Consider the following 21,099-nt stretch of genomic DNA (forward strand, 5'->3'; position numbering starts at 1 on the left):
GCTCACGCATAGCGCGCGAGGAACAGGTCAGCGACCGATTCCGCGAGCTGACCTTGCTCCTGTTCGCCGAGCGGCGCCTGGCCCATCGTCACCTGCGGCCAGAATGCAAAGCCCTTCACCAACACCTGCAACTGCAGCGCCGCGAAAAGCGGGTCGTCGGTCTTGAGACGGCCGTCCGCGGCGGCCGCCCGGACCCACACGGTCAGGTCTTCTTCGCGTTCACCGAGGCGGGCGACCATGTCCCGCGCGCGTTCCGGCGAATGAATTCCGGCCGCTATTGCCACACGTGCAAGCGACAGAAAAGATTCGTCGTTTAGCAGCCGCAGCTTGCGTCCCAACAGGTCGAGCAGCTGCGTGCGCAATGGTTCGTCGGCACTGTAGGCGGGCGCGTCGCCCTGCTGGCTCGCGTCCCAAAGCCGATGAAGAATCGCCGCGAAAAGAGCTTCCTTGCTTGGGAAATGGTTATAGACCGTACGTTTCGAGACGTTCGCGCGGGCGGCGATACGGTCCATGCTGGTCGCGTCGTAACCGGCCGCGAGGAATTCCTCGATCGCGGCGCCGACAATGGCGGCACGTTTGCGGTCAGTCAGGCGTTGAGGGGTGTCACTTGAATCCATGAGCGGATTTTACACCGGGCAGTTTACTTTTCTCGAAAATAAACTACACTGCCGAGTGTACATTTTTCTTTGGACCGCCTATCTCATGACGTCGCTCCCCGCCTTTGTCAGCCGCGTGCTCGGCGTTACCGCCGCGCAACGCGGCCGCGCGTTGTCCAGCCACTCGCCGCAGCATGACGGCGAACGTTTTCGCAACGTCAAGCCGCGCCCCGTCGAAGGCTTGCGCAAGACGCTTGGGATCGCGTGGAACCTGCTGTTCAACAAACCGCGCGGCACGGTGCCGACGGTCGCGTTGCCTGTGGGCGCGCTGACGCGTTCGCAACTCGACGAGGCGCCCGACCGCAGCCTCTACCGGCTCGGCCACTCGACGATGCTGCTGAAGCTGCGCGGCCAGTTCTGGCTGACCGATCCCGTTTTCGCCGAGCGTGCGTCGCCATTCCGGAATCTGGGCCCGAAGCGCTTCCATGCGCCGCCGATCGCGCTGGCCGATTTGCCGCCGCTACGAGGCGTGATCCTGTCACACGATCACTACGACCATCTGGATCGCGAAACCGTGCTCTCGCTCGCGCAGAGCACCGGTGTGTTTCTGACACCGCTCGGCGTGGGTGACCGGTTGATCGAATGGGGCATCGACGCTGAGAAAGTACGGCAGTTCGACTGGTGGCAAGGCACGGAGGTGGATGGCATGCAGTTCACCGCGACGCCCGCGCAGCACTTTTCCGGCCGTAGCCTGTTCGACGGCAACAGCACGTTATGGGCGTCGTGGGTGATCGTCGACGATGATCTGCGTGTTTTCTTCAGCGGCGACACCGGCTACTTCGACGGCTTCCGGACGATCGGAGAGCGCCTTGGACCATTCGACGTCACGCTGGTCGAGACCGGCGCATACGACCCACAGTGGCCGTACGTTCATATGCAGCCCGAAGAAACCGTGCAGGCGCACATCGATCTGCGCGGCCGCTGGCTCGTGCCCATTCACAACGGCACGTTCGACCTCGCGATGCACCACTGGCAGGAGCCGTTCGAAAGGGTGAGCGGCCTCGCTCTCGTGCATGGTGTCGCGCTCTCGACGCCCGGCATGGGCGAGCGGCTGGATTTGAGCGCCCCGCATCGCGGCGAACGCTGGTGGCGCCATGCCGTCGAGACCGCCGCTGCGCCGAAGACCGCATGGCGCCTGTGCGCGTCGCGCAATGCCGCAGACGCGGAGTCTTCCTGAAGCCTGATTGGCGCCGCCTGGTCGTCGGATGATTGCGCCTCGCAATACATCATTCGCCAACACTCGTTTACAGGTCACCGCTACTCAGAAGTGGAACATCGCACAGGCTACAAAGCGAGCCAGTCTATCGGCGCAAACTCGCAATTGATGAGGATGGCAGGGAAGTCGGCGATAGGCTTACCAGAGCCTATGAGCCGACCCTGATCAGGAGCGTAACGTCTTTGGCAATGACAGCCTGATCGGATCCGAACACACCAGCGGGAATAACGAACTTCCCACCATAATGAATCGTGTGCAACCCTGCGGATAGTGGCTCCAGCAGCAGGTAGTAGCCGTCCGCGACGGCAGTCCCTTTTCCACCAGTATGGCCAAAAATCCACGGGCTCGGAGCAGAAAACGAGAATTGGCCGATCGGCGTGCGATAAGCCGAGATGTTGCCTACGGAAACACCGTCGATAGTGCAGAACAAATCACGGATGTCGCTTGCGAAGGCACTCACAATTTTCAACTGGTCCGGCGTAAGCGCCTGGAGTGGTGGATTGTTCAGCGAGGTCGTCCCATTGAACATGGGCAGGAAGATAGACGTCCCGTCGAGCACCGACAGAAAGATAGACGTCCCAGCAGGAATGGTTGTCGCCAGCTGATTGCAGGTCAGCGGTGCAGAATTGGGCGTGGCCCAATACCAGACGTTTCCCGTTTGCGCCGCTGAGATGGGACGATGGTTGCAGTCGTCGAACGGATGGGGAAGGGGGCCGAGCGGCAATTCCAGCGCCCATCGCCAGAACGAGACCGCCCACTGACTATATGTCTTGCCGCGGAACTGCACATTGAGCGACACGACATGGTGATTCACGACCAGGTCCTGCGAATGGACGTCATTGGCGATCACCGAGGTGGCGGCGCCGTCACTCTCGCTTCCTCCGCCACATCCAGTTAGAAGGATGACAATCGCGATCGTCTCTGCCGATGTCCGCAGTCCCCTCGTAGCAAGCGTAATGATCGCGGTACGTTCTCGCGTTTTTGCGTGGACGCTCATGCTGTTCTCCTGCCGGGTCGAGCTTCATCTGCTGTTACCCAACGCATAGTCGAGGGTGCCACATTGTTGGCATACCTCAACAGGTGCTGAACTGTCGCACGGAATCTGCCCGATGTTCCTTGACGAGACGCCCACCGCCGGGAGAGCGCATCGCATGATTCGTTATATGTCGGCGTTGAATCGAATACAAGACTGCAACCACTCGGCCGTTGTCAGCAGTCTAAAAGTGCGTCACCGTGAGTTGCACCGGACGCTACGTCGCTGTTATGCCGATCATTCGGGCCACCGTGGCCACAGCTCCAAACCATATCGACAACGCTTGAGAAGAACGCGGCATTACGTCAGTGCTTGCAAAATATTTGGCTTGCCTCACGGAAGTGATCTCGGCGGAAAGCAGCTTACGCAGCAGAGGCCTTCTTCAGCACCGCATAAAGCTGATCTTTGAGCTGGAGCTTTTCTTTCTTCAGCGTTTCGATAGCGGGGTTGTCAGACGGGGTCACGCCCGCTTCCATGTTGCTGATCTGGTGATCCAGTTCATTGTGTCGATCAAAGAGCCGCGAGAAATGAGCGTCTTCGGTCTTCAGGCGGGAAATCAGGTCGCGAAATTCAGGGAACATCACACACTCCTTTTTCGATCACGGGTGAAAGATCTGGCCTTTCAATTCGTTAGTATTTCACCCGCAGGAATGCTCGGCCTTGATTCTTATCAAGGCGCTACCGGACGGGCGCGGCGCCCGCTTGCCGCGCATCCCGATTCATGGCGCACGCAATCGCTCAAGACGTGCCTGCAATTCGACCAACGCCTCGACGACCGTGCGCACCGTGCCCGCATAGATCGCACCGTCGTTGCCGTCGAGGGTCACTTCGTCACCCTCATGCATCACCGTATCTCCTATTTGCAGAGTACGTGTCGATTCATCGAGATGCAGCGCCGCGCAGCCGACAAGGCAAACCCTGCCAAGTTGACGCGCGACGACCGCAGCATGCGAGGTGCGTGCGCCTCGCTGCGTGAGCAGACCCGCAGCCACCTCCAGTGCGGCGATGTCGTCGGTCTCCGCGTCGCGACGCACCAGGATGACCGACGCACCAGCAGCATGACGCGTGCGCGCGCGTGCTTCGTCGAAAGCGATTTCCCCTGACGCGACCCCGCTACTCGCACTCGCGGCGTGCGCGAGTGGCGTGAGCGGGCGATCGTTATCGGATGCCGCGATAGACATGCGCATCAACGCAGCGGGCTTCAGCGCGGCCGTGCGCTCACGCGCCACATCAGCACTGATCGAGCCCTCGTCGAGCAGATCCAGCGCAATCCGCGCGGCGGCTTGCGGCGTGCGTTTTCCATTGCGCGTCTGCAGCATGTACAAATGTGCATCCTGCACAGTGAACTCAATGTCCTGCATGTCGCCGAACGCGCGTTCGAGCCGCGTCGCCGCATCGCGCAATGCTTCCCAGACCGCGGGCATTGCCTGGGCGAGCTCTTGGTGGCCGCGCGCGCTACGGCGGCCCGAGACGACATCTTCTCCTTGCGCGTTGAACAGGAAGTCGACCCAAAGCGCCGGCTCGCCGCTGACCGGATCGCGCGTAAACCCGACGCCCGCGCCCGAACGCCCGCCCGCATTGCCGAACACCATGGCCTGCACAGTCACGGCCGTCCCGATTGCATCGCTGATGCCGCACTGTTTGCGGTACGCACAGGCCCTGGATGATTGCCAACTCGTCAGCACCGCGCCGATGGCGTTCGCCAGTTGAACCTGTGGATCTTGCGGAAATGGCTGGCCGGCAGCACCCTCGTAGGCGGCGAGGCAACGATGCGTGAGTTCGCGTAGTTCGGCGAAATCGAGTCCGTGCTCGTCGCGAGTTCCAGCGAGCGCGGCGTATTCCGCTTCGAAGATCGACGGGGGCACGCCCGCGACCAGTTCACCGTAGCTCGCAACGAGTCTGCGATAGGTGTCCCAGACCAGACGCGGATTGCCGGTCTGGCGGAGCATGCCCGCAAGGGTGGCATCGCACAGGCCGACGTTGAGCAGCGTATCCATCATCCCCGGCATCGACACAGGCGCCCCCGAGCGCACCGAGAGCAGCAGCGGCACGCGCGTGTCGCCGAAGCGCTGACCGGTGGCATGCTCCAGTTCCCATAGACCGGGTGCCCACACCGCGCTCGCGGTGGCAGTTTCGCGGGCTCGAGCGTCGCGACAGTAGTGCGTGCCCAGCACGAAAGCCGGCGGCACCGGCAGACCGAGGTCAGCCATGCGCAGCAGATTGTAGGCCTTGAAGCCGACCGTTTCCGCCGACGCATGGGTCGCTTCGGGATTACCGCGCGGTGTGGCGTCGCAGCCGATCAGGTAGACCTCGTCGGGCCAGCGTTGAGCCGCATCGGCTTGAAGTGCTGTCATGTGTTCGCTCCGGTTTCGCTGAATGCGACATCACGCAACGCATACCCGGCCACCAGCAGACGATCCGAGGCCAGTTCGAGTGTCGTTGCGAGATCGTTGGCGAGCATCAGGCTGGCGGCATCGCGCACGACACCGAGAATGGCGCGGCGTGCCGCGCGCAGCAGTTCGTCACACTGGCGCTCCGAGCGCAGCACGTTCCACGACGCGGCAAGAAACGCGTCGCTGTCGGTCGTATCGCTGGCGGTGCCGAGGCTGCGTGCGATAGCGAGCGACTTGACGTGCTCCTGTGTCGCCATCAGCACGGTTTGTGCGAGGCGCGACAGCGATTCGTGGACGTTGCTGTCCCAACCTTGCTGGTGGCCGTCGGCGATCAGGCTCATCAGGAACGCGGCTTCTTCGAGCGCGTCGGCGATGTCGTCGGAGAGTTCAAGCAGTTGCTTGAACGGCTGCCAGCGAGGTTGACGCTGCGCCTGCTCACGCGCGCGCATTACCAGATGGTCCGCCTGCCGCTCCCATGCCTTCGCTCTCGCGGCCAGTGCCTGCGCAGGGTTCTCGCCCGCCGGCGGCGCGCACATGACGTCATGCGTGAGGCCGTCGCTTACCGCTTGCGCCAGTGCGTGGCAGTACGCGGCGTGCTCCTCCAGCAGCTCGAACGCGCTGCTGTGCTGGCGCACACGCCGGGCGAGCAGCAACCGCGTTTGATCGCCGACGAGCGCCGCCGGCTGCCCGCCGATCAGCGCGTGACTGGCCATCTGCAGCACTTCGACCATGAACGCCTGCGCATCGCGCGAGCCCAGCACTGCGTCCAGCCGGTCGCCGATGCGGAACGCCCCTTGACCGACGGCCTGCATCGCAGCGTAGATGAGCGCTTCACCACCGGCCTTCAACCACGCCATGTGACCCACGTCGAGCCGGGCCGCATCGCGCAGAACCTCGATAGCCGCGTCTTTATCGACAAACGACAGCAACCGCTTGCGGGCCCGGTTCCAGTCGATCAGAAAAACAATGCGTGAACCGATTCCTTCGAGCGCGGTGTCGAGCGTGCGCTCGTCTGCACAATCAAAGCGCGCAACGCCGAACGTGTAAGCGTCACCTTCGTTCAGCGCCGCATTGACCTTCGATTGCAAGTCGCTCCACTGCGCACCGTAAGCCACCAGCAGCGACTGGAAGAACGCGAATCGCGGCCGGTGCAGATCCGAATAACTCAGCGTAATCGTCAGGCCTTCAACTTGCACGACCAGCACATGAACGTCGTTGGTGCCGATGTCGTTTTGCAGCAGCAGCCGCTCGCCGTCGCGCGTCGCCGCGGTGTCGAGCCCGGGATGATCGAACTTCAGTGGCGCCGTGCGGTTCAGCCCACGCATGAACGCGACGACGCGCGCGCGGTCGGCCGGTTGCAGTTGCCACACGTGCGCACCGTCGATCTGCTCGCTCGAGACCGTATTCGCCAGCTGGTTGAGCGCACGGTGAAGGTCCATCACCAGCATGTGCAGGCTGTCGTCTCCATTCGTTTGCTGGCCGCGCGTTAGCAATTGCAGTTGTGCGCGGCTAAGGCGTTCGCCCCGCAGTGCGTCGAGCCCGTCCAGCCAGTGCTGGACACGCGCGTGCAATGTGTCTGTCTGGTCGTCCGGTTGGAGCAACGGTCGGGCCATCGTCTCCAGATCTTCGGCGAGACGCTGCACGAGACGCGCGAGGTCGGGCAGCAGCAACGTGCCGTCGACTAGCGAAGCGCTTGCAGGCATGTCGTGAAGCCATGGCGCGTCGACGTGTGCGGCGACCAGTTCCGCGGTCAGGTCCGGCAATTCGCGGTCGGGATGTTCGGCGTGCGCGAATGCAACCTGCAGCACGCTCAGGTAGAGCTTCAGACGGTCGTTGGCGGACAGTGCCGCCTTGATCCAGCCTGGCAGCAGCAGACTGCGCTGTCCCATTGCAGCAATTGCCTGGGTCTTTTGCGTCATGGGAGCCACTTGTGCGGGTAGGTGGTCCAGTCTCGGCTGCGTATATGACACTTTCCTGACAGCAGCGACGAGGCCGGAGTATTCGTTGATACACATCAACTGCGCACCGATTGACCTGCGCGAGCATCCGCAGAAACGCGTATGACGCGTTCAGGGTGCATGATGGTGAAGGGGAAATCGCTTGGCGAATTGTTCTTCTTCTTTCGTTTCCCGCAGGCGAAGGAAACCGCTGTTCAACTATCGATCGACCAGGCCATGATACTTCTCGACGGCAAGTATGGAATGCGCACCATGATCCCTTTCTTCAGGACCTGGCTGCGCCGTTCGCCGTCGCCGGCAGGCGCGCATGGGTCGGCCACGAGCAGCGAAACGCTCAGCGAGATCGCCGGGCTTTCACCTGATGAAGCGCTCCAACGCTTGCACAGCACGGCGAGCGGCCTGTCCGCCGACGAGGTAGCGGAGCGCTTGCGCACTACCGGCGCCAATCAGGTGGCTCACGAAGTGCGCCATACGATCCTCGGTGAACTCGCGAATCGATCGATCAATCCGCTGAACCTGTTGCTGTTGTCGCTGGCAACTGCATCGTACTTTCTGGGCGACTCACGCGCCGCGATCATGATCGCGGTGATGGTGGTGCTTAGCGTTTCGCTGGGTTTTCTTCAGGAGCACCGCTCGAACAAAGCCGCCGACGCACTGCGCAGAATGGTGCGAACGAACGCCAGTGTACGCCGGCGTGCAACGGCGGCTGAAGCGGATCATATCGACATTCCAATCGAACAGATCGTTCCTGGCGACGTCGTCCTGTTGTCCGCTGGCGATATGATTCCCGCTGACCTGCGGCTGATCTCGGCGAGAGATCTATTCGTCAATCAATCGGCGCTCACTGGCGAGGCAATGCCACTCGAAAAATTCGCGCATGCCTGCAGCACTTCTGCCGAAACGCATTTCGACCTGCCGAATATCTGCTTCATGGGTAGCGCCGTTGTCAGCGGTGTCGGCTGCGGCGTCGTGGTGCTGACCGGGGGCAGGACGGCTTTCGGCCGCGTCGCGGACCTGATCGCCGCGCAGCGCGTACAGACGAGCTTCGACAAAGGCATTGCACGATTCACCTGGCTGATGATGGCTTTTATCCTGGTGATGGTTCCCCTCGTATTCGTTATCAATGGGCTGACCAAAGGTAACTGGTTCGAGGCGTTGCTTTTCGCGGTCGCCGTGGCAGTGGGGCTCACGCCCGAGATGCTGCCGATGATCGTGACGGTCAATCTGGCCAAGGGCGCGATTGCGATGTCACGGAAGAAAGTCATCGTGAAGCGTATCAACGCGATCCAGAATTTCGGCGCGATGGATATTCTTTGCACGGACAAGACCGGCACGCTGACGCAGGACCGAATCATCCTCAAGCGCCACCTCGATTTCCATGGTGACGAATCGGATCAGGTGCTCGAATATGCGTATCTGAACAGCGCTCACCAGTCGGGCCTCAAGAACCTGCTGGATGTCGCCGTGTTGAAGCACGTGGAGCTTCATGAGCAACTCAAGGCGCACGAGCAGTACACCAAGATCGACGAGATGCCATTCGATTTCGAGCGCCGCCGGATGTCCGTCGTGCTCGCACGGGGGGACGGTACTCACATTCTGATCTGCAAAGGGGCGGTCGAGGAGATTTTTTCGGTGTGCACCCGTTACGTGATCAACGGCGTAATGGGCACGCTCGACGAACGCAATTTCACCGCGGCAAAAGACGCCACCGCCGCGCTCAACGCCGATGGGTTTCGAGTCGTCGCGGTGGCCTACAAGGAGATGCCGCCGCAGCAGGCCACCTATGCGGTCAAGGATGAGGCCGATCTGATACTGCTCGGCTACATTGCGTTTCTCGACCCGCCCAAAGAGACGGCGGCGGCGGCCATTGCAACGTTAAAAGAGCGCGGCGTGCAGGTGAAGATTCTCACCGGGGACAACGACATCGTTACCCGCAAGATTTGCCATGAAGTCGGGCTTGCCGTGGATCGGGTCGTACTGGGCAAGGAACTCGAATCACTATCGCCCGAGCAACTAGCCGATCTGGCGGAGACCGCCTCTGTCTTCGCCAAAGTATCGCCGGCGCAGAAGGCTTCCGTTATCGACGCCTTGCATCGCAAGGGGCATGTTGTGGGTTTTCTGGGTGACGGCATCAATGATGGACCGGCGCTCAAGGTCGCGGACGTCGGCATTTCGGTCGATAGCGCGGTCGACATCGCGAAGGAATCGGCCGATATCATTCTGCTCGAGAAGAGCCTCGCCGTGCTTGGTGAAGGCGTGCTCGAAGGCCGCAAGGTGTTCGGCAACATCACCAAGTACATCAAGATGGGCGCCAGTTCGAACTTCGGGAATATGTTCAGCGTGCTCGGCGCCAGCATCATCCTTCCGTTTCTGCCCATGGCGCCAATCCAGGTGCTCACCAACAACCTGCTATACGACTTTTCGCAAACCGCCATTCCGACCGACAACGTGGATGAAGAATATCTGCGTGTGCCGCGTCGATGGGATATCGGCAACATCGTCAAGTTCATGCTGCTGATCGGGCCGATCAGCTCCATCTTTGACTACGTCACGTATTTCATGATGCTTTATGTGTTCGGCGCGTGGGACAAGCCTTCCTTGTTTCAGACGGGCTGGTTTGTGGAGTCGCTGCTTACCCAGACGCTGATCATCCACATCATCCGGACTTCGAAAGTGCCATTTCTGCAGAGTCGAGCAAGCGCGCCGCTGATTGCGACGAGTCTCGTCATCGCCGCGGTGGGAATCTCCATACCCTATACGTGGCTCGGCACATTCCTGGGCTTCATTCCCTTGCCGCCGGCTTACTGGCCAGCCCTTCTGTTGATTCTCCTGAGTTATGCCGTGTTGACACATCTGATGAAGACCTATTTTGTCCGGCGATTCGGGCTGGATTGAGTGCTGCGACTCGGCTAGTGGAGCATCACCAGGGCGGGCAGTGTGCCGGACATGCTGATTGCGGCGATTTTTTACGCCGGGTTAACGCCAATTCGCGTAGCCTGATAAAAGGCAATGGACAGGTGGCACACATGCCGCGCGCATTGGTTAGTCTGCGGACCTTCTTTGGAATGGGTAAGGCATCGCCACAAGGCCGTTCGCGGTCCGTGCCGAGCCGCAATGTGATGATGCGCGTGACCCTGGACGCCCAACACGCCACACCTTTGCGCCAGGCGCTGATCCGGGACTGTGGCGATCAGCAATGGACCATTCGCGTGGCCCCTCTGCACGGAACGGGGCGCGTGCGGCTATCGCTCTATCTGCCCAAAGACGCGGTCAATGGGGCCATGCAACGGCTTGCGCATCTGGCGCCGACTGCGGAGGTGGGACAACTGCTTGAAATCCCCCAGGCGCCAACCAACGCCTGGCGGGCTCTGATGCATACCCCGTCGCAGCCGCGCGCCGATTCGTCTGATTATCAGGCTGAATCAGTAGGGAAAGCAGACACGCTTGCCCAACTGCTTGCCCCGGATCATGTTCTACTTGGCTGGGACGTAGCAGACCGCGAGACCTTGTTCGAACAGTTTGGCCATTTCTTCGAGCAGCGCTACGACATGCCGGCAACAAGCGTGACCACTGGGCTGATGGCGCGCGAGGCGCTAGGCTCGACCGGTCTCGGCCAGGGTGTGGCTGTTCCACACGGTCAAATCAGAATGCTGCGCCACGCCATGGCGTTTTATGTGCGCCCCGCGCAGCCAATTCCATTCGATGCCCCGGATGGGCAACCTGTGAGCGACGTGATCGTTCTGCTGGTTCCGGAATGGGCAAACAGCACGCATCTGCTTTTGCTAGCTGACGTGGCACAGCGTTTCTGCGACCATCAGTTCCGCGAGCTGCTACATCGCTGTATCGACGCGCGGGCCGTATCCCAACTGTTCGCCAGCTACGAGGCGGTGGGTGATGTTGGGCGTAGGGGGCCGCACACAAATCCCGCGGGTGATGCACCTGCGGCCGTCAAACGGTTCCGTCCGCGCGGGTAGGGTTCTTGCCGTACGTGGATCATCGATCCGCGGGTTTCTTTGTTGACGCGGGCAGTGCAACGCTGACGCAAGCGCTCGTAGGAAAATGTCCTCGGTGTTCGGCCGAACCATACACTTGGTGCGGTTTTCGGCGCCCACACACCTTGGCATGCTCCTGCAAGCGCTTGCGGCAGCCGACTATGACACGAATGCGAACGGCAAAATGGCCGCGACGGCGATGGCGACGCCGACCGTAGCAAACCCCAGGCTAAGCGCAAACATGGTGGAAACGCTCGCAATGACCACGAGCGCCAAACACCAGCGACGCTGAATCTGATGGGCAACAATGAGGCTTCTGCCCTTACCCGTATCCTCGATACTCGCTGCTGCAATTGCCTTGTATTGACGAAATCTCAACCGGAGCATGTAGAACCTCGTTCTTTGAATTGAGATTCTGTCATCAACGGTATAACGAATTTATAAAGCCGCAGGGCGTGTGCCGTTAATGCGCTATATCGAAGCGCGCAGTTCCGGATGTAAACCGCTGCAACTTTTGGCGCTCGGTCGACGCGACTTGCTCTCGCCAAGCTCGGCCTGCGGGACGACGTGCTGTCTTCCGTGCGTCGTTACAAGACGTGGCCCGCGCAAGAATATCCCTCGTTAAACGCATACATCGTGTGCCCGCGATTCGTTGGCGCCCGGTGCGGCACCGTACCGACGTCTCTTAAAGTTTCAGACATCATTGAAGATGCGCTCGCTAAAAGAGTCGTGACCGCACGGTCACCTCGCGTCCGGATCGCCAACCCCCGTCTTGCCGGTGTCGATCAGTCCGTCCCGAATCCTTTGCTGCGTGCGTTGAGCTGTTGCCTGCCCGGAGCGTCAGGCCGGTGGCCATGTGTTTCTGGATTGGCGCCACGCCGTCGTAGAAAGGGGGTTCACTTGTTTAGTCATACACTCGCGTTCTTCTCAGAGGGCCTACTGGCCTTTTCGTGGTGGCGGATCCTGCTGGCTACGCTGGTGTCGACGCACATTACGATCGTCAGCGTGACGGTCTATCTGCACCGGTGCCAGGCGCATCGCGCGCTTGATCTGCATCCTCTCGCCAGTCATTTTTTTCGTTTCTGGTTATGGATGACAACTGGGATCGTGACCGGCAAGTGGGCCGCGGTTCACCGCAAACACCATGCGAAGTGCGAGACGCAGGAGGATCCTCACAGCCCACAGGTCAGCGGACTCTGGAGGGTCTTGCTTGGTGGCGCCGAACTGTACCGCACCGAGGCGAAGAACGAGGAGACGCTGCGCCGGTTCGGCCACGGCACGCCGGCCGACTGGTTGGAGCGGAATGTCTATGAAAAATATCCGGATCTGGGTATCAGCCTGTTGATGGTGATCGATGTGGCGCTGTTTGGTATCGTCGGCGTATCGGTGTGGGCCGTTCAGATGATGTGGATTCCTTTCTGGGCCGGCGGCGTGGTCAACGGGCTAGGCCATTTCTGGGGTTACCGAAATTTCGGTCCGCCTGATGCGAGCACGAATGTGATTCCGATCGGCATTCTGATCGGCGGAGAAGAACTTCACAATAATCACCATGCGTATGCAACGTCCGCAAAGCTGTCGAACAGGTGGTACGAGTTCGACATGGGCTGGATGTATATTTGCGTGCTTTCCGCGCTCGGGTTGGCCACAGTCAGGAAAGTGACGCCTAAACCGCGAATGGTCAAAGGCAAAGCGGTTCTCGACGACGAGACGCTGCAAGCCGTGCTTCGAAACCGCTGCGAGGTGATGGCAAGTTATGCGAGAACGGCTGAGCGCGCCTACCGGGAGGAATTTGCGCGGGTGAAGCATATCAGCCGGAGGGAGAGAGCCTTGCTGATGCGTGGTGTGAAAAAATGGTTTCGCGACGGGGACGCAGGACAAGGCGGAGCGGGTCATCCCGTGCCCAAGGAACTCTGCGGCAACGACGCGAAGCTTCTTGTCTACCTCGAACTGCGCGAGGATCTGGCGGCAATCTGGGACCGCTCGAATCGCTCTCGCGAACAACTCCTGTTTCAGCTGGAAGACTGGTGTCGACGCGCTGAACAGAGTCGAATCGACGCACTAAGGGAGTTTTCGCTTCGCCTTCGCCACTACGGTTGAGGTTTAATGCTGTCGCTTCGGCCGCCGTCGATCTCGAGTTCAGCCTCGCACTCGACTGGCACATTCAGAGGAAGCGCCACGCCCACTGCCGAGCGAGAGTGCGTGCCAATGTCCGGCCCAAACACTTCAAGAATGAGATCAGAGTAGCCATTGGCGATCTTTGGCATCTGATCGAAGCCCTGCGCTACATTAATCATTGCAAAAACGCGCAGCCATGCCGTAATGCGATCCAGGTCTCCAAGCGCTTTCTGCAGGCTCGCCAAATGCGCGAGCGCCACGAGGCGCGCCGCTGTATAGCCTTCGTCCACCGATACTTCAGCGCCAACTCTGCCGACCGGTTGTGCAATTGTCCCGTCGAGGTTAAGCGGAACGTGTCCTGAAACGAAGGCTCGCGGACCTCGTACTCGAACCCATGCAAAGGGCAACGTCATACGGATGTTTGCCGGCATCTGTAGCGGCGCAGGCAACGTCAAGCCTAATTCCGCCAACTTCGCTTCGATTCGCGCCATGATCACCTCCTCAGAGTTCCGCCTACCGGACTGGGCATGGTTCTTTGCTGCTCGACCTGGCAGGGGCAGTCTAAATTTATCGCTTTCCAGAATCGTTCTATTGAAGCTAGTAGTACGTAGTACCGCACCGCCTGATTTCTGAAAGCCGGCATTCTCCCGACTCCGCGCATGCTGGATGATCTATGCTGAATGACTGATAGTCAGCGCGAGGCTGCGGCCGTCTCGATCAAGGAACCGCGAAACAAGGGGCATTCCATGGATACAGTGTCCACTTCCCACATCCGGTACAGGCAGGTGGCCGATCTCCCATGTCCGAAGGGTTTGCCTTTTTTGGGCAACCTCCATCAGCTATCCCCGACCCGGCTGCACCTCGTACTCGAACAATGGGCGCGGGAGCTAGGCTCGCCTTTCAGATTTCAGATCTGTCGAATGCCGGTGACAGTGTGGACCGATCCGGAGCTATGTCAGACCATCATGCGCGAACGTCCGCACCGGTATCGCCGTTATGCGTCGATAGAGTCGGTGCTGGAGGAAATTGGCTGCAACGGTCTCTTCTCGGCCGAGGGCGCAGCGTGGGCGCCGCAACGAAAGCTGATCATGCATTCGTTGTCCATTCCGCATATCAAAGCTTTTTACCCCAGTCTGAAGGCCATCACGGAAAGGCTTTACCTACGCTGGCAACGCGCAGCGGCGCACGGAACTGTAGTCGAGATGACTGACGATCTCAAGCGCTACACGGTGGACGTCACCAGTGCTCTTGCTTTTGGCGAAGACTCGAGGACCATCGACCAGGACCGTGGCGTCATACAGGAGCATCTCGCGCTGATCTTTCCCATGTTGATGAAACGTATCAACGCGCCTTTTCCCTACTGGCGATATGTGAGATTTCCTCGGGACCGCGAACTCGATCGCTCTCTGATCGAAGTTCACCGGTATGTGCGAAATATGATGACCAGGGCACGTGAGCGGATGCGCGACGACCCCTCGGAGGCGCCACGTCATCTCCTTGAAGCGATGCTCGTCATGCGCGACGCGCCACAGTCCGACGTAACCGATGACCAGGTGGCTGCGAATGTTCTCACGCTACTGCTTGCAGGCGAAGACACGACGGCGAATTCCATAGCGTGGACGCTGCTATACGTTGCTACGGATCCGGCTTTGCAACAGCGGCTCTTTGACTCGTCGAGCAGTGTGCTCGGTTCTTCATCGGTATGCCCGGACTTTACGTCGTTAAAGCAGTTGGATCTGTGTGAGGCAGTGTGCACGGAAACCGGAAGGCTCCGTCCGGTCGCCGCGGTGAATTCGTTTGAGCCATTGGAAGACGTGTGTCTCGCCGACATCTTGTTGCCGGCCGGCACGAAAATGTTTTTCCTGAATCGGCCCGCCACTATCGACGCGCGCAATTTTTCGAATCCTTTGCAGTTCGACCCGGATCGCTGGCTGCATGACGATAGCCGCTCGCGTACAGTGCACGGCTCACGTGCATATCTGCAGTTCGGTGCCGGGCCACGTGTATGTCCGGGACGTTACCTGGCTGCTGTGGAAATGCGCCTCGTGCTGTCGATGCTGATGGCCAATTTCACGGTCCGAATGGCGGTCGACCCGGATACGATTCGGGAGATCACTGCGTTCACCATGGTCCCGAGTGCCATGCCGGTGCATCTTTCGGCGCGGACCGTATAGTTGTCCTCCGCGTGCTCGTGCATTCGGCCGATCCGGGTCCGACTCCGACTTCAGCTGACTTGCTTGCGAATCTCAGCGAGGACCTGCATGCGGTCGTTGCAATCCACGTTGGCCGCGTGGCTTCTGAAGGTCGAACTGGCGGGCAGAAAACATGAAGTAGCGGGGGCCGCGGGTAAGCGTTCAGCGAGCGACCGCGCACGCTTGATATCCTGAGATAAACCCGGCCATGGGCGAATCCACGCGAAAAGATTGCGCCCATCGACGAGCGCCAGTCAGCCGAACCACCGCTTGCCTTTACCTATCGAATGCGCGAGATTTCTGGAATCGCCAGAAGCGCGGCAGAATATGCTGAAGCAAGACGGTTTGCACCCCTGCACCCAAAAACAATGCGCATCCCTCCACTAAAAGCCATCGTCGCGTTCGAGAGTGTCGCTCGAACAAAGAGCGTCAATCGGGCGGCTGACGAACTAGGGTTAACACCGTCGGCAGTGAGCCATCAAATTGCCAACCTCGAATCCATTGTGGGAAGGCCCTTGTTCACAAGACTGGGGCGAGGACTGGTGCTGACGCCAACGGGGCAGCAATATCTGGCGGATGTCACCGGATCGCTCGCCGATCTGAGCCGTGCAACCGAGCGCGCGTCGAGTCAATCGGGTGTCGAGATTCTTCGCATTCACTCGAGTCCCAGCTTCGGGCTGATGTGGCTGCTGCCGCGGCTGGCCTTGTTTCAGGAAGCGAACGGCGACATTCAGTTGAATCTCGCGTGCTCGTACGAGGACGTGTCGTTCACCTCGGGCCACTATGATCTCGACATAAGGCATGGCTACGCGCATTGGACCGATGGCGAAATCAAAACGCTACGCAACGAGTTCATCGCGCCGCTTGCCTCGGAGGAGTACCTCAAACGACACCCTGTGCATACCCCCGAGGATCTGCTCGAACGGCGCCTGATTTTCTCGGAAACGCCCGTCGTGCAGTGGAAGCAATGGTTCGGCAAATTCGGCGTCGCGGTGTCGCACAAGGCATACGATTTCGCGTTCGACCGCTCGTATATGTCCCTCGAGGCCGCGGCATTGGGACATGGCATCGCGCTCGAAAGCACGATGCTCGCATCAGTCCATCTCAAACGAGGTTCACTCATACCGGTCTTCGATCGCACGTATGCAGTCGAAGTCGGAGCTCATCACCTCGTTTACCCTGCTCGGAGCGTGGATTTGCCGCGCGTGGCCAAATTTTTGGCCTGGGTCGAGCAGGAGACCAGCCGCGCCGCCGTGTAGCGTCAGGCCGCGCCAGGCCGGGCGGCGGCACCCCAGCGTGATGCCAGAGGGTCGCAGCGACACCTGAAAATTCTTCAGCAATAGTTGAGCCGAACTGCATTGATCGAGAAGGTTGAAGCACCGAAACTGCGTCTACCAACTAACGTGATCGATGGAGACAAACATGTTGCTCGACAGCAAAGTAGTAATCGTAACCGGTGCAGCCTCGCCGCGCGGTATTGGCAAGGCGACCGCCAAAGCGCTCGCTGCCCAAGGCGCGCGCGTGGTGATTCTGGACCTTCGCAAGGAAGACGCCGAGCGTGCCGCGCGTGAACTCGGCGAGGACCACCTCGGCCTCGCCTGTGACGTGACCGACAAAGCCGCATGTGTTGCTGCCGCCACGGCCGTCATCGAGAAGTACGGTCGTGTAGATGGATTGATCAATAACGCAGGCATCACGCAGCCTTTGAAGACGATGGACATCGGCGCTGACAATTTCGATGCCGTCATCGACGTGAACCTGCGCGGCACACTCTATATGTCGCAAGCGGTCATTCCGCAAATGCGGGCGCAAAAGAGCGGCAGCATCGTCTGCATGTCATCCGTTTCCGCGCAACGCGGCGGTGGCATCTTCGGCGGCCCGCACTACAGCGCGGCCAAAGCCGGCGTGCTCGGTCTCGCTCGCGCGATGGCACGTGAACTCGGCCCGGACAACATCCGCGTCAACTCGATCACGCCAGGTCTCATTCAGACCGACATCACCGGCGACAAGCTTACGACGGAGATGCGCGCCGACGTCATCAAGGGCATTCCGCTAGGCCGGCTCGGCGATGCCGCGGACGTCGCGAACGCCTGCCTGTTCCTCTCAAGCGGCCTGTCGACTTACCTCACTGGCATCACGCTCGACGTCAACGGCGGAATGCTGATCCATTGAGTACGACATCTGTCGCGACTGCGGCAGATGGGTCAATGCACCCGGCGGTAAAAACCCGGGGCGATATGTCCGCAAACATCTTGCATGGGGCCAGAAGTAAGCGCTAAAGCGCTAACTCTGGCTGACAGGAGACAACCATGAAAACGAAGGCAACCGCGCCGTCAATGGCGGGCGATGTCACGACGCTCGCCGACTCGGCGAGCTTCGAATCAAAAACGTATGCGAAAGTCGGACGGCGCCTGATACCGTTCCTGATGCTCTGCTATCTGGGCGCTTATCTCGATCGTGTCAACGTGGGCTTTGCAAAACTGCAGATGCTCAACGATCTGCGATTTAGCGAAACCGTGTACGGCCTTGGCGCCGGCATTTTCTTTCTCGGATATTTTCTCTTCGAAGTACCGAGTAATCTCATGTTGCACAAAGTGGGCGCACGAAACTGGCTCGCCCGCATCATGCTGACCTGGGCTGTGATCTCGGCCTCGTTTGTCTTCGTCAAATCGCCAACCACGTTCTATGTTCTCCGCTTCATGTTGGGCGTGGCCGAGGCAGGGTTCGCGCCAGGCGTCATTCTGTATCTGACGTACTGGTTTCCTTCGGCACGGCGCGCAAAGGCACTCTCACTCTTTTTCATGGCGATTCCGCTGGCCGGCATTGTCGGCGGGCCGCTGTCCGGGTACATCCTGCATGCTTTCCAGGGGGTGCATGGACTGGCTGGCTGGAAGTGGCTGTTCATCCTCGAAGCGCTGCCGTCGCTGCTCCTTGGCGTCGCCATTCTGCTCTACCTCGACAACGGTATTGCCGCCGCGAAGTGGCTCACCGATGCGGAGAAAGCACTCCTTGCACGAAACGTGGCCAACGACAACGCACACAAGATCGCGCATGTGTCGATCAGGTCATTCATCGGCGATCGTCGTCTGTGGTTGATGGCCTCCATCTACTTCTGCGTCGTGCTCGGTCAATATGGGCTCACATTCTGGCTGCCGACGATCATCCGCAAATCCGGCGTAGCCGATCCGCTGTGGGTGGGCGTTTTTACAGCCATTCCGTACCTGTGCGCCATCATTGCGCTGCCGCTGGTGGGAGCGAGTGCTGACCGCCATCGCGAGCGCCGTCTGCATCTTGCGATCCCGATGCTCGTATCGGCAGCTGGCTTTGCAACGCTTCCGATGCTGGGCGGAGTCGGCGCATCGCTGGTGTGTGTCAGTGTTGCCGCAGCCGGCATTCTCGCTTCGTCTTCACAGTTCTGGTCACTGCCGACCGCGCTCCTTGGTGGCATGTCCGCCGCGGCGGGTATCGCGGCAGTGAACTGTTTCGCCAATCTCGCCGGCTTCTTCTCGCCGGCCATCGTGGGCTGGTTGAACGATCTGACCGGTAAATCGACGGCTGGGCTCATCTTCATCTCCGTCGCCATCGTCATCGGTGCCGGGCTTGTTTTCCTCGTGCCAGCCAAAACCGTCAATCGCTGACACCGGCCGCTGCAAAGACTCACTTTTTTGAATCAAGGAGACACCATGAACAGTTCGTCATCAGATGGGGTGACGCTCGCCGAGCGCGCCTACCGGATTCGCAGAAACGCCTTGCTGATGGGCGAAGTACAAGGCCAGGGCTATATCGGCCAGGCACTCGATATCGCCGATGTACTCGCCGTTGCCTACTTTGGCGCGATGCGCTACCAGCCCGAGAACCCCGACTGGGAGGGCCGCGATCGCTTCCTCTTGTCCAATGGCCACTATGCAATCGCGCTTTACGCCGCGCTTTTCGAAGCCGGCTTCCTGCCACCGGAAGAACTCGAAACCTACGGTAGCGACGACAGCCGGTTGCCCATGTCCGGAATGGCGAGCTACACACCCGGCATGGAGATGTCAGGCGGTTCGCTCGGCCACGGTCTCACGATCGCGGTGGGCCGCTGCCTGGGCTTGAAGCGCAAAGGCTCCAACGCCTTCGTCTACACGCTTTTCTCCGACGGCGAACTCGACGAAGGCGCGATCTGGGAGGGCTTGATGTCGGCCGCTCACTGGAAGCTGGACAACCTGATCGCCATGGTCGACGTCAACAACCAGCAAGCCGACGGTCCTTCTTCGAAGATCATGGCATTCGAGCCGCTCGTCGAGAAGCTCGAAGCATTTGGCTGGTTCACGCAGCGGGTGGACGGCAACGACATCGACGCAGTGAAGGCGGCCTTCGATGCTGCACGCAATCATCCGAAAGAGCAGCCGCGGATTATCGTTTGCGATACCCGCATGGGCTGCGGAGTGCCGTTCCTCGAAGAACGGGAAAAGAACCATTTTATCCGCGTCGATGCCCACGAGTGGCAACTGGCGCTCGCAGCACTCGAAGCAGGGAGACAAGCATGAGTGACACCACCACCCAAAAGCCGCGTCTGAAGACTTCGGCGATGATTGCATCGATCGCCGGCGAGGGACAGGTCACGCGTTCCGCTCCGTTTGGTCATGCATTGGCCCAGTTGGCTCGGGAGAAGAAGAATGTCGTTGGCATGACAGCCGACCTCGGCAAGTACACGGACTTGCACATCTTCGGCAAGGAATTCCCTGAGCGTTACTACCAGATGGGCATGGCCGAGCAGTTGCTGATGGGTGCGGCCGCCGGTATGGCACATGAGGGCGCCCAGCCGTTCGTGACGACGTATGCCGTATTCGCGACCCGTCGCGCGTATGACTTCATGCACCAGGCCATTGCTGAGGACAACCTCGACGTAAAGATCATCTGCGCACTGCCTGGCCTCACGACCGGCTACGGCCCGAGCCATCAGGCGGCAGAGGATCTCGCCCTGATGCGTGCGATGCCGAACATGACGGTCATCGATCCGTGCGACGCGCTGGATACCGAACAGATGGTGCCGGCGATCGCCGCGCATAACGGCCCGGTGTACGCGCGCCTGCTGCGTGGCAACGTTCCGGCCGTGCTCGATGAGTACGACTATCAGTTCGAGTTGGGCAAGGCGAAGCTGCTTCGCGACGGCGCGGAGGTGCTGATTATTTCTTCGGGCATTATGACCATGCGCTCGCTGGAAGTCGCGAAGGCGCTGGAAGTGGACAATGTCGGCGTCGCGGTGTTGCATGTGCCGACCATCAAGCCGCTCGATACTGAGACGATCTTGCGCGAAGCCCGGCGCACGGGGCGCATGGTGGTGGTCGCCGAGAATCACTCGGTGATCGGCGGTCTCGGAGAGGCGGTCGCGACCACGCTGCTCACGGCCGGCGTCACGCCGATGTACCGTCAGATCTCGCTGCCCGACGAGTTTCTCGCTGCCGGCGCGTTGCCGACCTTGCATGATCGCTACGGCATCTCGACCCATGTCATGACAGCAACCATCAAGGGCTGGCTTGGATAAGCCCACCATAGGGCCGTTGT

17 protein-coding genes are annotated in these 21,099 nt (G+C 60.2%); 10 read left to right on the forward strand and 7 right to left on the reverse strand.

The genetic code is table 11. The features are described from left to right. Positions 1-2: 2 nt before the first annotated feature. The gene (locus tag P0D71_RS29700) at positions 3-617 is read right to left on the reverse strand and encodes a TetR/AcrR family transcriptional regulator (RefSeq protein ID WP_408483287.1); all 615 of its coding nucleotides are present in this window, start codon (positions 615-617) and stop codon (positions 3-5) included. Positions 618-702: 85 nt separating this feature from the next. Here P0D71_RS29700 and P0D71_RS29705 point away from each other — a divergent pair, with 85 nt between their 5' ends. Next, the gene (locus tag P0D71_RS29705; protein ID WP_408483288.1) at positions 703-1,833 is read left to right on the forward strand and encodes an MBL fold metallo-hydrolase; all 1,131 of its coding nucleotides are present in this window, start codon (positions 703-705) and stop codon (positions 1,831-1,833) included. A gap of 187 nt (positions 1,834-2,020) precedes the next feature. Here the strand turns inward: P0D71_RS29705 and P0D71_RS29710 are convergent, their stop codons facing one another. The 4 genes from P0D71_RS29710 to P0D71_RS29725 form a co-directional block, all read right to left on the reverse strand. Further along, the gene (locus tag P0D71_RS29710) at positions 2,021-2,869 is read right to left on the reverse strand and encodes a hypothetical protein (RefSeq protein WP_408348623.1); all 849 of its coding nucleotides are present in this window, start codon (positions 2,867-2,869) and stop codon (positions 2,021-2,023) included. 398 nt (positions 2,870-3,267) lie between these two features. Further along, positions 3,268-3,486 (reverse strand): HP1242/YdcH family protein, encoded by a 219-nt coding sequence (locus P0D71_RS29715; protein WP_091804415.1) that lies wholly within the window; start codon positions 3,484-3,486, stop codon positions 3,268-3,270. A gap of 138 nt (positions 3,487-3,624) precedes the next feature. Further along, complete coding sequence (locus tag P0D71_RS29720) at positions 3,625-5,259, reverse strand: PEP/pyruvate-binding domain-containing protein (RefSeq protein ID WP_408483289.1); 1,635 nt, start codon at positions 5,257-5,259, stop codon at positions 3,625-3,627. Beyond that, positions 5,256-7,217 carry a phosphate transport regulator gene (locus P0D71_RS29725; RefSeq protein WP_408483290.1) on the reverse strand — a complete coding sequence of 654 codons (1,962 nt, stop codon included), beginning with the start codon at positions 7,215-7,217 and terminating at the stop codon, positions 5,256-5,258. The genes P0D71_RS29720 and P0D71_RS29725 overlap by 4 nt, the downstream gene beginning before the upstream one ends. A gap of 255 nt (positions 7,218-7,472) precedes the next feature. Here P0D71_RS29725 and mgtA point away from each other — a divergent pair, with 255 nt between their 5' ends. Continuing rightward, on the forward strand, positions 7,473-10,151 hold the full coding sequence (gene mgtA, locus P0D71_RS29730) for a magnesium-translocating P-type ATPase (RefSeq protein WP_408483318.1): 2,679 nt from the start codon (positions 7,473-7,475) through the stop codon (positions 10,149-10,151). Positions 10,152-10,282: 131 nt separating this feature from the next. Continuing rightward, complete coding sequence (locus P0D71_RS29735; RefSeq protein ID WP_408483291.1) at positions 10,283-11,230, forward strand: PTS sugar transporter subunit IIA; 948 nt, start codon at positions 10,283-10,285, stop codon at positions 11,228-11,230. 177 nt (positions 11,231-11,407) lie between these two features. Here P0D71_RS29735 and P0D71_RS29740 read toward each other — a convergent pair whose 3' ends face one another. Further along, the gene (locus P0D71_RS29740; protein ID WP_408483292.1) at positions 11,408-11,635 is read right to left on the reverse strand and encodes a hypothetical protein; all 228 of its coding nucleotides are present in this window, start codon (positions 11,633-11,635) and stop codon (positions 11,408-11,410) included. 513 nt (positions 11,636-12,148) lie between these two features. Here P0D71_RS29740 and P0D71_RS29745 point away from each other — a divergent pair. After that, the gene (locus tag P0D71_RS29745) at positions 12,149-13,345 is read left to right on the forward strand and encodes a DesA family fatty acid desaturase (RefSeq protein ID WP_408483293.1); all 1,197 of its coding nucleotides are present in this window, start codon (positions 12,149-12,151) and stop codon (positions 13,343-13,345) included. Here P0D71_RS29745 and P0D71_RS29750 read toward each other — a convergent pair. Next, a complete protein-coding gene (locus P0D71_RS29750; RefSeq protein WP_408483294.1) occupies positions 13,336-13,854 on the reverse strand; it encodes a RidA family protein in 519 nt (172 codons plus the stop codon). The two genes, P0D71_RS29745 and P0D71_RS29750, sit on opposite strands and share 10 nt — an antisense overlap. A gap of 189 nt (positions 13,855-14,043) precedes the next feature. Between P0D71_RS29750 and P0D71_RS29755 the strand changes: the two genes are divergently transcribed. The 6 genes from P0D71_RS29755 to P0D71_RS29780 all read left to right on the forward strand — a co-directional run bounded on the left by P0D71_RS29755 (position 14,044) and on the right by P0D71_RS29780 (position 21,079). Next, complete coding sequence (locus P0D71_RS29755) at positions 14,044-15,537, forward strand: cytochrome P450 (protein ID WP_408483295.1); 1,494 nt, start codon at positions 14,044-14,046, stop codon at positions 15,535-15,537. 386 nt (positions 15,538-15,923) lie between these two features. After that, on the forward strand, positions 15,924-16,814 hold the full coding sequence (locus P0D71_RS29760) for a LysR substrate-binding domain-containing protein (protein ID WP_408303077.1): 891 nt from the start codon (positions 15,924-15,926) through the stop codon (positions 16,812-16,814). 163 nt (positions 16,815-16,977) lie between these two features. Continuing rightward, on the forward strand, positions 16,978-17,727 hold the full coding sequence (locus P0D71_RS29765) for an SDR family NAD(P)-dependent oxidoreductase (protein ID WP_408303075.1): 750 nt from the start codon (positions 16,978-16,980) through the stop codon (positions 17,725-17,727). Positions 17,728-17,864: 137 nt separating this feature from the next. Then, positions 17,865-19,193 carry an MFS transporter gene (locus P0D71_RS29770; RefSeq protein WP_091804387.1) on the forward strand — a complete coding sequence of 443 codons (1,329 nt, stop codon included), beginning with the start codon at positions 17,865-17,867 and terminating at the stop codon, positions 19,191-19,193. Between the two features lie 45 nt (positions 19,194-19,238). After that, positions 19,239-20,081, forward strand: coding sequence for a transketolase (locus P0D71_RS29775; RefSeq protein ID WP_408483296.1), 843 nt, complete (start codon positions 19,239-19,241; stop codon positions 20,079-20,081). Further along, positions 20,078-21,079, forward strand: a complete 1,002-nt coding sequence (locus P0D71_RS29780) for a transketolase family protein (protein ID WP_408483297.1) — start codon at positions 20,078-20,080, stop codon at positions 21,077-21,079. The genes P0D71_RS29775 and P0D71_RS29780 overlap by 4 nt, the downstream gene beginning before the upstream one ends. Positions 21,080-21,099: the final 20 nt, after the last annotated feature.

Source organism: Paraburkholderia sp. RL17-383-BIF-A, from assembly GCF_046028015.1.
Classification (GTDB): Bacteria; Pseudomonadota; Gammaproteobacteria; order Burkholderiales; family Burkholderiaceae; genus Paraburkholderia.